The organism is Pseudomonas sp. Marseille-Q7302 (genome assembly GCF_965111925.1).
Window position 1 is genome coordinate 4,281,137 of sequence record NZ_CBCOPK010000001.1, and the last position, 15,540, is coordinate 4,296,676.

At 66.7% G+C, this 15,540-nt stretch carries 11 protein-coding genes; 6 read left to right on the plus strand and 5 right to left on the minus strand.

Annotation, left to right across the window (positions count from 1 at the left end):
• Positions 1 to 56 precede the first annotated feature (56 nt).
• The gene (locus tag ACWPW1_RS19975; protein WP_454253800.1) at positions 57 to 980 is read left to right on the plus strand and encodes an SdiA-regulated domain-containing protein; all 924 of its coding nucleotides are present in this window, start codon (positions 57 to 59) and stop codon (positions 978 to 980) included.
• A 482-nt stretch (positions 981 to 1,462) separates the two neighbouring features.
• On the opposite strand, the gene ACWPW1_RS19980 is transcribed toward ACWPW1_RS19975, so the two are convergent.
• Entirely contained in the window at positions 1,463 to 1,987 is a 525-nt protein-coding gene (locus ACWPW1_RS19980; RefSeq protein WP_271653140.1) for a gamma carbonic anhydrase family protein, read from the minus strand.
• Between the two features lie 329 nt (positions 1,988 to 2,316).
• Between ACWPW1_RS19980 and ACWPW1_RS19985 the strand changes: the two genes are divergently transcribed.
• The 5 genes from ACWPW1_RS19985 (at position 2,317) to ACWPW1_RS20005 (ending at position 7,863) form a co-directional block, all read left to right on the plus strand.
• Complete coding sequence (locus ACWPW1_RS19985; RefSeq protein WP_454253801.1) at positions 2,317 to 3,768, plus strand: anion permease; 1,452 nt, start codon at positions 2,317 to 2,319, stop codon at positions 3,766 to 3,768.
• Positions 3,769 to 3,992: 224 nt separating this feature from the next.
• Complete coding sequence (locus tag ACWPW1_RS19990) at positions 3,993 to 5,528, plus strand: acetyl-CoA hydrolase/transferase family protein (protein ID WP_059316315.1); 1,536 nt, start codon at positions 3,993 to 3,995, stop codon at positions 5,526 to 5,528.
• Between the two features lie 240 nt (positions 5,529 to 5,768).
• Positions 5,769 to 6,680: a D-alanyl-D-alanine endopeptidase gene (gene pbpG / locus ACWPW1_RS19995; protein WP_454253802.1), complete on the plus strand. Its 912-nt coding sequence runs from the start codon at positions 5,769 to 5,771 to the stop codon at positions 6,678 to 6,680.
• A 164-nt stretch (positions 6,681 to 6,844) separates the two neighbouring features.
• Positions 6,845 to 7,561 carry a carbonic anhydrase gene (locus tag ACWPW1_RS20000; RefSeq protein WP_454253803.1) on the plus strand — a complete coding sequence of 239 codons (717 nt, stop codon included), beginning with the start codon at positions 6,845 to 6,847 and terminating at the stop codon, positions 7,559 to 7,561.
• A 59-nt stretch (positions 7,562 to 7,620) separates the two neighbouring features.
• Positions 7,621 to 7,863, plus strand: a complete 243-nt coding sequence (locus ACWPW1_RS20005) for a hypothetical protein (RefSeq protein WP_454253804.1) — start codon at positions 7,621 to 7,623, stop codon at positions 7,861 to 7,863.
• Here ACWPW1_RS20005 and ACWPW1_RS20010 read toward each other — a convergent pair.
• The 4 genes from ACWPW1_RS20010 to ACWPW1_RS20025 form a co-directional block, all read right to left on the minus strand.
• Complete coding sequence (locus tag ACWPW1_RS20010) at positions 7,857 to 8,291, minus strand: GNAT family N-acetyltransferase (RefSeq protein ID WP_313648174.1); 435 nt, start codon at positions 8,289 to 8,291, stop codon at positions 7,857 to 7,859. The two genes, ACWPW1_RS20005 and ACWPW1_RS20010, sit on opposite strands and share 7 nt — an antisense overlap.
• A 2-nt stretch (positions 8,292 to 8,293) precedes the next feature.
• Positions 8,294 to 9,304: an AI-2E family transporter gene (locus tag ACWPW1_RS20015; protein ID WP_454253805.1), complete on the minus strand. Its 1,011-nt coding sequence runs from the start codon at positions 9,302 to 9,304 to the stop codon at positions 8,294 to 8,296.
• 130 nt (positions 9,305 to 9,434) lie between these two features.
• Complete coding sequence (locus ACWPW1_RS20020) at positions 9,435 to 10,376, minus strand: diguanylate cyclase domain-containing protein (RefSeq protein WP_059316321.1); 942 nt, start codon at positions 10,374 to 10,376, stop codon at positions 9,435 to 9,437.
• Entirely contained in the window at positions 10,373 to 15,220 is a 4,848-nt protein-coding gene (locus ACWPW1_RS20025) for a PAS domain S-box protein (RefSeq protein WP_454253806.1), read from the minus strand. Before ACWPW1_RS20025 ends, ACWPW1_RS20020 begins: the two co-directional genes overlap by 4 nt.
• Positions 15,221 to 15,540 lie beyond the last annotated feature (320 nt).

Here is a 15,540-nt window from a genome sequence, read left to right on the forward strand (position 1 = left end):
TGAATTCAGGGTGGCGCCCTTAGGCTGCGCGGCATCACCGCCTCAGGACCCTGTCGATGTTTCCGCTGTTCTCCCCTCGCACCCTGGCCGCCCTGCTGGGTGCCGCGCTGCTGCTGGGCCTGACCCTGGTGGCCCAGCAGCACCGGCTGTTCGAGCGGCTCTGGTTCAACGTCCAGAGCCAGCTCCAGGCCGAAAGCCGACAGGCCCGCTCGCTGTGGCTGCCGAGCTATCGTGTCACCGTGGAAGCACGCCCCATTGGCGAGGGCATCACCGACGTCTCGGCACTGAGCTTCGATCCGGATCGCCATACCCTAGTCAGCGTGACCAACAAGCCGGCGCGCTTTCTCGAACTGGACCTGGACGGCCGGCTGCTGCGCCAGGTGGATCTCAAGGGCTTCAGCGATCCGGAAGCCATCGAGTACATCAAGCCGGGTGTGTACATGATCAGCGAGGAGCGCCGCCAGCGCCTGGTGCGGGTACATATAGGCACCGACACCCGCGAGGTGGACATCGACGATCGCCAGGTCAGTCACCCCTTCAGCCTGAGCGACGTGGAAAGCGACAACCGCGGCAACGAGGGCCTGGCCTACGACGCCGCCCGCGAGCGCTTTTTCGTCGCCAAGGAAAGCAATCCGGTACGCATCTACGAGATCGACGGCCTGGGCAGCGAGGCCTTCGAGGGCCTGCAGGCCCTGTCACTGCGCAGCGACCCCAAGCGCGACCGCCGGCTGTTCGTGCGCGATCTCTCCAGCCTGCAATTCGACCCCGGCACCGGCCATCTGCTGGCGCTCTCCGACCAGTCGCGGCTGGTACTGGAGCTGGACGACGACGGCAAGCCGATCAGCTCCCTGTCCCTGCTGCGCGGCCAGCACGGCCTGAGCCGCAGCGTGCCCCAGGCCGAGGGCGTGGCCATGGACGACCAGGGCAGGCTGTACGTCGTCAGCGAGCCGAATCTGTTCTATCGCTTCGAGAAGCCATGAGGTAGAGGCTCATCGCGGCCATGCCGGTGCGCCGTAGCGACCGCTCCTACAGATCAGGAAACACCTGTAGGAGCGGCCCATGGCCGCGATCAATGCATAGCCTTCCCTCCCCAACCCTCTAGGTGGTCTCGCGCCTGTGGCTAGCGTGGCGACAAGGGATCGCGAATCTGCCTTCGGCGCTGGAAACGAACGCCCGCCCGGACAGCCCCCTTCTCCCTCCGGGAGAGGGTTGGGGTGAGGGCCGGCCTGGCAACGAATCTTCATGCGGAAAAGGCTGCGCCGCTTCCCCCGCTACGCCACCAGTGTTGGGCTTCGACGATGGAGCCGTCTCAACCCAACCTACGACACTCGCCGTAGGTTGGGTTGAGCGCAGCGAAGCCCAACAGGCTTTTGGCGACTCCCCCCTCACCCCGGCCCTCTCCCAGAGGGAGAGGGGGTGGTCCCGCGCGCCCTCATATCACCGCTGCCAACGACCGAATCCCCTATTCCCCCTGCTCGAACAACTCTTCCAGATAGCGTCGCGCATTGGCCACATAGACCTGGGCGTTGGCCGCCAGCTGCGCCTGCTGGGCCTCGCTCAGGGTGCGCACTACCTTGGCCGGTGAGCCAAGCACCAGGGAGCCGTCGGGGATCACCGCGTTCTCGGTGACCAGGGCATTAGCGCCCACCAGGCAGTTGCGCCCGATGCGCGCGCCGTTGAGCACCACGGCGTGGATGCCGATCAGGCTGCCGTCGCCGATCTCGCAGCCATGCAGCATGGCCTGGTGGCCGACGGTGACGCCACGCCCCAAGGTCAGCGGCGAGCCGGGATCGGTGTGCAACACGGCGCCGTCCTGCACATTGCTGTCCGGACCGATGTGGATCAGCTCGTTGTCGCCGCGCAGCACCGCGCCAAACCAGACGCTGGCGCCTTCATCCAGGCGTACCTTGCCGATCACCGCGGCGGTGGGCGCGACCCAGCTGTGCGGATGGGCGTCGACGCGGTGTTCTCCCAGGCGGTACTTCATGGTGCTCATCCTCGTGTTGTTGTCATTGGCGGAAGGGCCGATTGTTCGCCGATGCGAGCTGCGGGTGCAATCGGTGCGCGATCAGCCCATCGGTTGTTGCAAGTCATTCTCGATAACGAAAGAATGCCTTCAGGGAACCTAAGACCGCAGGACTGCGACGAATGACCACGGCCAGAGCGCTGGGAAAGGGTGCTGCCCTTTGCAAAGCTTGCTGCCGCTGACGTCCCCGGCCCCTACCGGGCCAGCGTTGCCGCTGCACGCGGTGACCTGTCGTCAGCCACCCCGGCCCAGGCCGGTTTCCCGAGACCACCGGAATCTGCGAGCGCCCGATGCGTACCACCTGGAAATTCCTGTTGCCCCTCGCCGTCACCGGACTGCTGGCGCTGCTGCCTGCCCCGGCCGGCCTGCCCAGCCATGCCTGGCTGTACTTCGCCCTCTTCGCCGGCGTGGTGGTGGGGCTGATCCTCGAACCCCTGCCTGGGGCGGTGATCGGTCTGATCGGCGTGGCCCTGGCGGCCTTGCTGGCGCCCTGGGTGCTGTTCAGCCCGGCGCAATTGGCGACACCGGGCTTCCGAGCGCCCCAGGAGGCGCTGAAATGGGGCCTGGCGGGCTTTTCCAACAACACCGTCTGGCTGATCTTCAGTGCCTTCATGTTCGCCCTGGGCTACGAAAAGACCGGTCTCGGCCGACGGATCGCCCTCCTGCTGGTCAAGGCCATGGGCAGCCGGACCCTGACCCTGGGCTACGCAGTGATGCTGGCGGACCTGGCCCTGGCGCCCTTCACGCCGTCCAACACCGCGCGCAGTGGTGGCACCGTCTACCCGGTAATTCGCAACCTGCCGCTGCTCTACGATTCCAAGCCCAACGACCCCAGCGCCCGGCGCATCGGCTCCTATCTGATGTGGGTGGCGATTTCCTCCACCTGCGTCACCAGCACTCTCTTCCTCACCGCCCTGGCACCCAACCTGCTGGCCGCCGCCCTGATCGAGAAGACCGCCCAGGTGCACATCAGCTGGGGCCAGTGGTTCATCGCCGCCGCGCCCATGGGCATCCTGCTGCTGGCCGTGCTGCCGCTGCTGGCCTACTGGCTATATCCGCCTGAGATCAAACGCAACGACCAGGTGCCGCTGTGGGCAGCCAAGGAACTGGCCGAACTCGGCCCGCTGACACGCAACGAGAAGCTGCTGCTGGCCCTGGTAATCGGCGCCCTGGCGCTATGGATCTTCGGTGCCGCCTGGGCCGATCCGGCACTGGTGGGCATCCTGGTGATCGTGCTGATGCTGCTGCTGAAGGTCATCAACTGGAACGATGCCCTGGGCAACAAGGCCGCCTGGAACACCTTCGCCTGGTTCGCCACCCTGGTAGCCCTGGCCGACGGCCTGACCCGGGTCGGCTTCGTCGCCTGGTTCGGCCAGTGGGTCGCCGGCCACCTGGGCGGCTTCCACGCCGGCACCGCCATGGTGGCGCTGGTGGTGGTCTTCTATCTCGCCCACTACCTGTTCGCCAGCTCTACCGCCCATACCACCGCCCTGCTCCCCGTGATGCTGGCCGCCGGCATGGGCATCCCCGGCATCGACCTGCCGGTATTTGCCCTGCTGCTGGGCACCTCGCTGGGGCTGATGGGGATCATCACGCCCTATGGCACCGGGCCAAGTCCGGTGTACTACGGCAGCGGCTACCTGCCCAGCGCGGACTACTGGCGACTGGGGACCATTTTCGGCGCGCTGTTCCTGCTGGTGCTGCTGGGGATCGGGGTGCCGTGGATCATGATGGTGGCGTGAGGCGGAAGCCCGTGCGGAGCACCGTAGGTTGGGTCGAGCGACAGCGAAGCCCAACATTGCGGAGGTTGCCGTGATGCCTTGGTTTAGCGGTGCCCTGGCTGCTTATCGAGTACTCGGATGGTTTTCGTTTCGCCCACCCGACCTTTTGCTTAGGGACCTAATCATCCCTTCGGCGTAGAATCCACATTCTTAGTGTGCTTTCGATAATGCCCGCAGAGGTCGTCATGTCCCACCGTATTCGCCATCCCGGTTTCGCCGCCAAGCGCCAGAGCGCCGAGCAGGCCGCACAGTTCATCCGTCACGGCATGACCGTGGGCATGAGCGGTTTCACCGGAGCCGGTTATCCCAAGGCCGTGCCCGGCGCCCTGGCCCAGCGCATCACTGCCAGCCATGGCGCCGGCGAGCCGTTTCGTATCAAGGTGCTGACCGGTGCTTCCACCGCTCCGGAACTGGATGGCGCCCTGGCGCGGGTCGATGGCATCGAGCTGCGGGTGCCCTTCCAGTCGGATCCCGAGCTGCGTAGCCGCATCAACGCCGGCGGCCTGGACTACATGGACATCCACCTGGGCCAGCTGGCGGAAAAGGTGCGCTACGGTTTCTTCGGCAAGATCGACGTGGCGGTGGTGGAGATCGCGGCGATCCGCGAAGACGGCCTGTTGGTACCCTCCTCCTCGGTCGGCAACAACAAGACCTGGCTGGACATGGCCGATGCGGTGATCCTCGAGGTCAATCGCTGGCAGCCCGATGCCCTGGACGGCATGCACGACATCTACACCGACGGCGCCCTGCCGCCCCACCGCACGCCCATTCCGCTCGCCCATCCCAGTGACCGCATCGGCTCGCCTTACCTGGAGGTACCGCTGGACAAGGTGGTGGCCGTGGTGGAGACCGACGCCCCCGATCGCAACAGCCCCTTCAAGGCACCCGACGCCGCCTCCCAGGCCATCGCCGCGCACCTGCTGGACTTCCTCAGATTCGAGGTACGCCAGGGGCGCATCCCGGCCAATCTGCTGCCGATCCAGTCGGGCGTCGGTAACATCGCCAACGCCTTCATGCAAGGCCTGGCCGAGAGCGAATTCCAGGGGCTGACCGCCTTCACCGAGGTGATCCAGGACGGCATGCTGGAGCTGCTCATCAGCGGCAAGATGGAGCTGGCCTCGGCGACGTCCTTCTCCCTGAGCCCGGCGGGCATCGAGCGTTTCCTCGAACACGCCGAGTCCCTGCGCCAGCGCATCATCCTGCGCCAGCAGGGGGTGAGCAATCATCCGGAACTGGTGCGCCGCCTGGGCTGCATCGCCCTGAACGGCATGCTCGAAGCCGACCTCTATGGCAACGTCAATTCCACCCACCAGATGGGTACCGGGATGATGAACGGCATCGGCGGCTCCGGGGATTTTGCCCGCAATGCCTACCTGTCGGTCTTCATGGCGCCAAGCACGGCCAAGAACGGCCTGATCTCGACCCTGGTGCCCATGGTCAGCCACGTCGACCATACCGAACATGATGTCTCGGTGATCGTCACCGACCAGGGCCTGGCCGATCTGCGCATGCTCAGTCCCAAGCAGCGTGCCCGGGCCATCCTCGAGCACTGCGTGCATCCGAGTTTCCGCCCGGCGCTGGAGGATTACTTCGAGCGCGCCCTGGCCGGCAGCCATGGCAAGCACACTCCGCACCTCCTTCCCGAGGCCCTGGCCTGGCACGAACGCTACCTGGTCACCGGCAGCATGCTCGGTCCCGCCGCCCAGGAAGCCCACGACTGAAGGCAAGGCGCCCGAGGCCACTCGGGCGCCCTTTCGGCCTCCTATCCCTGCCGTCCGTCGCCCATATGCAACTAATTGTGACTTTTTGCCAGCGCGCTGTGTAAAAAGCTGCCTTGTCGGATTCCCAGCCGACATCCCGGGTGATAAAAGACGTGAAATCTCTGAGCAATGTCCTTGATCTGCAAGGTGCATTGCCGTTCGCGGTTGTTCTAACCCCGCCCCCCTTTGAGAGCTGCCACCGTGAAGATCTGTCATCAACTTGCCGGCTTGTTGCTGGCTGGCTTGGTCGGGCTGAGTCCGGCCGTCCTGGCCCAGACCCCACCCAAGGTCAAGGCCGCGGCTGCCGCCACCGCCCAGCGCCTGGCCTCGAACCACGCCCTGGTCGTCGACCTCAAGACCAACCAGGTACTCTTTTCCCAGAATCCCGATCAGGTCGCCCCCATCGCATCGGTGACCAAGCTGATGACCGCCATGGTGGTGCTCGATGCCAAGCTGCCGCTGGAGCAGACCATCGACATCGACATCAGCGAGAATCCGGCCATGCGCGGCATCTTCTCGCGGGTGCGCCTAGGCAGCCAGCTGACCCGCCGCGACATGCTGCAACTGGCGCTGATGTCCTCGGAAAATCGCGCCGCCACCAGCCTCGCCTTCCACTATCCGGGTGGCCAGCGGGCCTTTGTCGCCGCCATGAACGCCAAGGCACGTGCCCTGGGCATGAAGAACACCCGCTACGCCGAGCCTACTGGCCTGTCGCCGCTCAACGTCTCCACCGCCCGCGACCTGGTGACGCTGCTCAAGGCCACCGAGCGCTACCCCCTGCTCGGTCAGCTCAGCACCACCCCGGAAAAGACCCAGGCCTTCCATAACCCCAACTATGTGCTGGGCTTTCGCAACACCAACCACCTGGTCTACAACGCCGACTGGAGCGTGCAGCTGACCAAGACCGGCTACACCGACAAGGCGGGTCACTGCCTGGTGATGCGCACCGTGATGGCCGGTCGTCCAGTGGCCTTCGTGGTGATGGACGCCTTTGGCAAGTTCACCCACATGGCCGACGCCACCCGCGTCCGTCGCTGGCTGGAAAGTGGCGAGCTGACGCCCCTGCCGGGCGCGCCCAAGGGCGCACGCAGCACGGTACTGGCGCGCAAGTAACGCCCGCCCAGGAAAGGCCCGAAGCCGCGTCCCCGACGCGGCTTTTTCATGTCTGGCGTCCAGGCGGCTGGCGTGATCGGCAGTGGCCAGCAATAGTTAGCTGAAGCGCTGGAGATTGCCGTACCGGCACGCCCTGCCCGTCCATCCTCGAAGAGGTGTTCCCGATGAAGCCCTCCCTGTCGCGTCGCCAGCTCCTGCACTGCGCCTGTTGCCTGCCGCTCGCTGCGGCCCTGGCGCCCCTGACCCTGCCTGCCCTGGCTGCTCCCACCAAGGCCCACACCACCCTCACGGCCGAGCAGGCCCTGCAACGGCTGATCGACGGCAACCAGGGCTTCATGGAGGACAAGCCCCTGCATGGGGAAACCAATCGCGACCGCCGCCTGGAGATCGCCAAGGGCCAGACGCCCTTCTGCGTGCTGGTGTCCTGCTCGGATTCGCGGGTCTCGCCGGAGCTGCTGTTCGGGCGCGGGCTGGGCGAGTTGTTTATCGTGCGCAACGCCGGCAATACCCTGGACACCACCGCCTTCGGCTCGGTGGAATACGCTATCAGCCAGCTGGGCGTGCCACTGATCGTGGTCATGGGCCACGAGAAATGCGGCGCGGTGGAGGCCGCGGTGGCGGTGGTGGAGCAGAACGTCCTCTATCCCGGCGCCATCGGCGCCATGATCGAACCCATCCTGCCGGCGGTACTCAGCGCCCGCGCCGGCAATCCGCCGGATCTGCTGGAAGCCGCGGTGCGCAGCAACGTGCAGCGCACGGTCAGACGGCTGCGCGCAGCCTCCGAACCAACCCTGCTGGCGCCGCAGAAGGAGGGTCGGGTCAAGGTGGTGGGCGCCTACTACACCCTGGAAAACGGCCACGTGGATTTCTTCGACGTCTGAGGCGGGCACCCCGGGCGTCCGGTGCGGTCTAGGGCTGTATCCCCTACCTGGAACGCCCCATGAGCAAAGACGCGATCGCCCACGAGTACTACGAGACCGTCACCGGCCGCTGCTGGCTGGATGACGTCCGCGAATGGCGCCGACTGCAAGCCGAGGCCCAGGCCGCCGCCGATCGCTACCTGGCCTGTCCGGAAGACCTGGGCACGCCCGAGCGTAAGCGGCTGGAACAGAACTGGCGCGCCATCAATGAAGAAGCCGGCGCCTTCTGGCAACGTATGTGGTCGAATCTGGATCGTCAGTGAGCGGCGGGTGGCTGCTGCAAGGTCAGGCTGAAGGTTTCGAAGCCTAAGGCGGCCCAGAACGCCTGACCGGCTCTATTGCCGGCAAGGACGTTGAGCTGTACCGGCCAGTCCGTTGGCCAAAGCTGATGACGCAGATGACCATAGAACGCACGGCCCAGGCCCTGGCGACGTGCCTGCGGCGCCACATAGAGATGGCGCAAGAAGATCGACGTCTCTTGCAGGCGATACAGTGCGTAGCCCAAAGGCAGTCCGTCCTGCTCGGCCAGTACCGCCTGGTAGGTGCCATCGATCAACCAGCCCGCCAGGCGGTGACGCAAGGCCGTCTCAGCGAGAGGCCGTGGACTACCCTCGTCCCTTTGCAGGCCGGCATTGAAGCCAGTCAGTACCTCAAGGTCCTCCAGTCCGGCCTGCCGGTAGATGATCGGCATCGCTAGACCAACCCTTCCGCCTTCAATTCGCTCTTGAGATAGGCGTAGTACACCGGCGCCGCCACCAGGCCCGGCAGGCCGAAGGCCGCCTCGAATACCAGCATGGCCACCAGCAACTCCCAGGAGCGGGCGCTGATCTGGCCGCCGACGATGCGGGCGTTGAGGAAGTATTCCAGCTTGTGGATGGCGATGAGGTAACCCAGTGCCGCCACCGCGACCCAGATCGACAGCGACAGGCCGGCGATGAAGATCAGGGTGTTGGACATCAGGTTGCCGATCACCGGCAGCAGCCCCAGGATGAAGGTGAGGATCACCAGGGTCTTGGCCAGCGGCAGATGGACGTCGAACAGCGGCAGCACCCCGAGCAGGAAGATGCCGGTCAGGGTGGTGTTGAGCAGCGAGATCTTGATCTGGGCGAAGACGATGTTACGAAAGGCCTGGGCAACCAGGCCGACGCGCACCAGCAGGGCGCCGCTTAGGGGCCGCAGGCGCTCGGGATCGGGGGTGGGCTGCAGGGCGACGATGGCGCCCAAGATCATGCCGATGAGCACGATGACGAAGGTCCGCGCCGCATCACGGCCGAACAGCTGCAACTGCGCCACGTGGGCGCGCAGCCACTCCACCAGCTCCCGCTTCATGCTGTCGGCGTTGACCGGCAGGTAGGCGTCCAGCGAGGGCGGCAACTGGGCGCGCGCGCGCTCGGTGAGCACCATGAACTTGTCCAGCAACCGTCCGGGGTTCTGCACCTCCTGGATGATGAAGCTGGTGAACCAGACGAAGAACAGTGTCAGCAGGCTCACCACCAGGGTCCCGAGCAGGGCCACGGCGAGCCAGCGCGCGCCGCCGCCAGGCATTTGCCGCTGCAGGCGCCCGGCCAGGGTGTTGACCAGTTCGTACACCAGGAGCCCGGCGAGCAGGCTGGGCAGGAGCTTGAGCGGGAGAACCAGGTAAAGCGCGGTGAAGACGATGATCCAACTGGCCAAGATGGCCTGGCGTTGCGTGAAGGCGTACATAGATTACCGGCGGCAGAATCCCTGTCCGCAGTCTGCCAGCCTGCCGCCTCGCCGCCCAGCCTGGATAGCGAAGAAAGCCTGAGCCTCTGTTACCCGGCGTTACCCGACCGGCCCTTTTCGACCGAACGCCTCAGCCGGCCAGCTCGGCGGCGCAGACCCGCGCGCGCCCCTGGTGCTTGGCCGCATAGAGCTGCGCATCGGCGGCGGTGATCAGGGCGGCTGGATCGACATTGGTCGGCGGAAGCGCGGTGGCCACGCCCAGGCTAAGGGTGACGTAGCCGGTCACCGATGAATAACCGTGGGGCAGCCGCTGGTCGTGCAACTGCTGCAGCAGCCGCTCGGCGACCTGAGTGGCACCCTCCAGGTCGGTGCCCGGCAGCAGGCAGCCGAATTCCTCGCCACCGTAGCGCGCCAGCAGGTCGTAGGGGCGGAACAGCCCCTGGCCCAGGGCCTGGGCGACCTGACGCAGGCACTGGTCGCCGGCGAGATGGCCATAGTGGTCGTTGTAGGCCTTGAAGTGATCGATATCCATGAGGATCAGCGAAAAAGGCGTGCCTTCGCGTTGACTCTGGCGCCAGCCGCGCAGCAGCGCCTCGTCGAACTGGCGGCGATTGGCGACCCCGGTGAGGCCATCGACCAGGGCGATGCTGCGCAGGGCGTCACGCTGCGCCTTGAGGGTCAGCTGGGTGCGTACCCGGGCACGCACGATGACCGGATTGATCGGCTTGCTGATGAAGTCCACCGCGCCCAGTTCCAGGCCGGTGACCTCTTCGTCCGGGCCTTCCTGGCCGGTGACGAAGATCACCGGAATGGCGGCGGTGGCCGGATCGGCCTGCAGCCGCCGCAGCACCTCATGGCCATCGAGCTGGGGCATCATCACATCGAGCAGGATCAGGTCCGGCTGCTGGGCGAGGGCCAGCTGCAACGCCTGGGCGCCATTGGTGGCCATGAGCGTCTCGCAGTCCTGGCGAAAGAGCTCGTGGAGGATGCGGATGTTCAGCGGTTGGTCGTCGACGATCAGCAGCTTGGGTTTGCTGCGCCGCCCAGCGGCCTCGGCGGTCGGCGGATTCATAGGGCTTCCTTCAGGTCAGGCAGGGTAGTGAGGGCCGCGGCGAAGTCGAGGGTCTCGACCTGGGCACGGAAGAGGTCGTAACGCACCTGGGCTTCGGCGCGGCACTGCACGGGCAGCTCGGCGATGAGATCCAGGGCTTCGAGACTGCCTTGGCCGAGCAGCTGCTCGAGCTCGTCCAGGCGCGCGGACCAGTCGACCGTCGACTCGGGGTCCTGGCTGACCACGACCGGCGGCGGTGGCAACACCTCCGCCAGGGCGCTGCGCAGCTCCACCAGGGCTTCGTCCAGCAACAGTCGCAAGGTAGCGAGTTCAGCCATGACATCCGCGGGCACTCCAGCACCGGCCTTGCCGTGGCGCTCACCCTCGGCGGCACGAGCCGCCAGGCGCTGCGCGCCCATGGTGCCGGCACTGCCCTTGAGCGAGTGTAGTACAGCCACCGCGCCCTCGCTGTCGCCGGCCTGCCAGGCCCGCGCGAGGTTTTCCAGCAGACTGGCGGAGTCCTCGGCGAAGCGCTCGAGCAGCGAGCCGAACAGCCGGGCATCACCACCGAAGCGGCGCAGGACGACGCTCAGGGGCTCCACCTGGCGGTCGGTGGCGGCCGGGGCGACGTCCACGGCGGCGCTGACCTCCTGGCCGGTCAGGCGTTGCAGCCGGCTGACCAGCAACTCCAGGTCGATGGGCTTGCCGACGTGGTCATCCATGCCGGCGGCCAGGCAGGCGTCGCGATCGGTGTGGGAGGCGTTGGCCGTCATCGCCAGGATCGGCAGGGTGCGGAAGCGGCCGTCGGCGCGGATACGACGGGTGGCCTCCAGGCCATCGATGTCGGGCATCTGCATGTCCATGATGACCACGTCCAGTGGCGCACCGGAGAGCACCCGTTCGACGCCTTCCAGCCCACCCTCCGCCAGTTCCACCTGGGCACCCTGGGCCAGCAGCAGCTCGGCGGCCACCTGGCGGTTGAGGGCGTTGTCTTCCACCACCAGCAGGCGCATGCCGGCCAGGCGGTGGCTTTCGTCGACCACCGCGGCGGCGTGGACACCGGCCGGGACTTCGGCGCCCAGGGCGCGCTCCACCACCTCGACGATCTGCGCCGGGGTCACCGGCTTGGTCAGGTAGTCGTCGAAGGGCGCATCGGCGCTCTGATGGGCCTCATTGAGAAAGTCGCGGCCGAAGCCGGTGAGCATGATGACCTTGGGTCGACTGGCCTGCTGGTGCTCGCGCAGGTGCCGAGCCGTGACCAGGCCGTCGCCATCGGGCATGCGCCAGTCCATGAGCACTGCCTCATAGGGCTGCTCCTGCTGCTGGGCCTGGGCGACCCGCGCCAGAGCGGCGGCGCCGCTGGTGACCAGGTCGACGTCCCAGCCGAGGGCGGCCAGGGTTTCCACCAGCACCTCCCCGACCAGGATGTTGTCGTCGGCCAGCAGCACCCGGCGCTGCCGGGGCGCGAGCAGGGCCTGACTCTGGCTATCCAGCGCCAGGGTCACATCGAACCAGAAGCGGCTGCCCACGCCCAGTTCGCTTTCCACCTGCAGCTGGCCGTCCATCAGCTCCACCAGACGCTTGCAGATGGCCAGGCCCAGCCCGGTACCGCCAAAGCGCCGGCTGATGGAGGCCTCGGCCTGGGTAAAGCCCTGGAACAGCTGCGCCTGCTGGGCCGGACTGATGCCGATGCCGGTGTCCTGCACCGAGAACTCCAGCCGCAACTGGCCGTCCGCCCAGGACAGCTGGCGCACGCTGACCAGCACCTGGCCCACCTCGGTGAACTTGAGGGCATTGCCGGCCAGGTTGATGAGGATCTGCTGCAGGCGCAGGCTGTCGCCGATCAGCGCGGTGGGCAGCCCGGCTTCGAGGTGATAGTTGATCTCGACGTTCTTCTCGCCGCTGTTGCCGGAAAGGACCACGCCCAGGTTGCGCAGCACCTGCTCCAGGCTGAAGGGATGGACGTCCAGCTGCAGCTTGCCGGCTTCGATCTTGGAATAGTCCAGCACGTCGTTGAGCAGCCCCAGCAGCGAGCGCGCCGCCTGCTGGGCCTTGGTCAGGTAATCGCCCTGGCGCGCGTCCAGGGCCGTGCGCTGCAGCAGCTGCAGCATGCCCAGCACCGCGTTCATCGGGGTGCGGATCTCGTGGCTCATGTTGGCCAGGAAGGACGACTTGGCCTGGCTGGCCAGGTCGGCGCGGGTACGCTCCTCGCGCAGACGATGCTCCAGCTCCAGCTGTTCGGTGATGTCGCGATTGATGCCCACCACCCGCAGCACCCGGCCGCGCGGATCACGCTCGGTGCGGGCGCCAGCAATGATGTGCCGTAGCGAGCCATCCCGACGGCGGATCCGGAACACCGGATCGAACACCGCGCGCCCGGCCATGGCCGCACCCAGGCGCTCTTCGGCGCTGCCCAGGTCGTCCGGGTGCACACGGTCGCGCCAGTCGTTGTAGGTGATGCCGCTAGTGCGCTGCTCCTCGCTCCATTCATAGAGATCGAACATCCGATCGTTGCACTGCACCTGGCCGGTGTCGGGCTGCCAGCACCAGATGCCGAGCTGGGCGACGTCGGCGGCCATGGTCAGCTGATCGCGGGTCTGCACGAGCGCCTGGCGCTGGCGACTCTGTTCGGTGATGTCGGCGATGATGGCCACCGCCAGGCGCTCGCCATCGGTCCACATCACCCCCAGGCTCAGGGTGATGGGGAAGACACTGCCGTCCGCACGGCGCCCCTCCATTTCCTGGCCCTGTTGGGCGGCATTGTCGTCGGGTACCGCCTGCGAGCAGCTGAACAGCGCCTCGTAGCCGGCCAGATAGCCGGGAATCAGGCGACGGATGGGTTGACCGATCACCTCGTCAGCGCGATAGCCGAAGATGTGCTCGCCGGCAGGGTTGAAGGAACGCACCAGGCCGGCGCTGTCCACGGTGACGATGGGGCTGACCGCGGTGTCCAGGATCGCCCGGGTCAGGGCCAGACTGGCGGCCAGCTCCTGCTCGGCGGCCTTGCGCTCGGTGACGTCCGAGGCGATACCCAGATAGCCGCTGATCTGGCCACCGGCGTCGCGCATGGTGGTCACCACCAGGCTGACGTCGCGGTGCTCGCCGTCGCGGCGCACGTAGGTCCATTCCCGGGCCTCGGCGCCGGCGCGCTCGGAGCGCTCCACCAGCACCCGGAAGCCGGCGACCGGCACGCCGTACGCGGCTTCCAGGGCAACGCCCTGGGTCGAGAGCTCTTCCGGCAGATGGAAATCACTGGCGTGCCAGCGCCCCACCACCTCGGCGGCACGATAGCCCAGCAGTCGTTCGGCGCCCTCGTTGAACAGGGTGATGCGGCCCTCGCGGTCGGTGGCGATGATGCCCACCTCGGAGGCCGCCCGCAGCACGTCGCCCAGCAGTCGGTTGGTCTGGCTGAGTTCGGCGGTGCGCTGGGCCACCTGCTCTTCCAGGCGGGCATTGAGCGCCAGGATCTCGGCCTGGGCGGCCTTCTGCACCGAGATGTCGCGCACCGTCTTGGAGGCGCCGATCACCCGGCCGTCACGGCCGCGCATGGGCGAGACGCTGACCAGGACATCGATCAGGCGACCGTCGCGGTGCTGACGCCGGGTCTCGAAGTGCGGTACCGGCTCGCCGCGACCGATGCGGCCGAGCACGTCCCTCTCTTCGTGCTCAAGCTCGGTGGGCACCACCAGATCGAGCAGGCGCTGGCCCACGGCCTCGCTGGCGGAATAGCCAAACAGCTGTTCGGCCGCATGGTTCCAGCTCAGCACCACGCCCTCGAGGTTCTTGCTGATGATGCCGTCGGAAGAGCTTTCCACCACGGCGGTGAGATTGGCCTGGTCCTGCTGATACTGACGACGCCGCTGGCGGGTGGTGAGCAGGGCAAAGGTCAGGCAGGCGGCCAGTAGGCTGACCAGCTTGCCGACCAGATGCACCAGGGGTATCGAAACCAGGTTGAGGCCGGCGACAAAGGCCGGGGTGGCGGTGAACGCCATCTGCCAGCGCCGCCCGTAGACATCACGGGTAGCGACCACCTCCGAGAGCCCCTCGGCGACCGGCTCGCTGGTAGCACCGCGGCTATAGAACAGCGTGGGCCGGGCAGGTTCGGTGACGTCGGTCAGGCGGATGAGTAGGCCGGGGATGTCCAGGCGCAGACTGCCGAACAGCTCCTGGATGCTCAGGGGTACATAGGACCAACCCAGGGTCGCGGCTTCACGGCGCGCCGGATCCTTGGGCAGCAGGCCATCGCGATAGATCGGCAGCATCAACAGCAGGCCGCGCTCGGGCGGTTGATAGGCCTGCAACTCCACCGGCCCGGACAGGTGCATGCTGCCGCGCTGCATGGCCAGTACTGCCGTCTCGCGGCGTACCGGTTCGGATGCGGCGTCCATGCCGACGGCGCGCTGGTTGAGCGCCACTGGCTCGACGTACTGGACCACGAATCTATCCCCGCCGTGGGGCGCGAAGCTGCGAATGGCGAAGTCCGGCCAGCCATCGGCGCGCGCGGCATGGACGAAGCGCTCCTCCTCGTCGACGGGAACCCGGCGGATGAAGCCTATGCCCCTGGCACCACGAAACTCCTGGTTGAGGTCGTGGGTACGGCCATAGTGCTCCAGCAGCTCCCGCGACAGACCCGGTCCGGCCACCACGATAACGTCACGCATGCCGCTCAGGCTGTATTCATAGACCCGCAGGCGCTCGGCGATCTGCTCGCGCACGTCAGTCGCCGCGGCCTCGAGAGCGTTGCGTACCTGGCGCTCGTTGCGCTCAGCCAGATGACGCATGGTCAGGCTGGTCAGCAAGACGCCGAATAGAAAGACGCCGAGACTCCAGCGTACGCGAGAGGATTTGCACAGCCTGATGAACATGGAGCCCCTGATGGCAAAAGGTGCCACACCGCGAATTGGCGATGCCAGGGACAGGAAGCTCAACGGGAGCGGGCCTCCACCAGACCTGGCGGTAACGGCTAACCCATCGGCGGGAAAAAACGCTTTCTTGATACCGCGGAACGGTCGCAGCGCTGAACCACAGCGCTGCAGGCGCGGAAAAGGGCGGACCAGAGCAAGTTGGTGCGCTAACAGGTTTTGCCCTATCTGACGAACGGCGGTGGTAGCTAGTCGGCCAATTACGCCAGATGCCAGAGATTTCGACGTGATTGGGTCCTACCGGCAGGAGCGCTGCTGCGGCA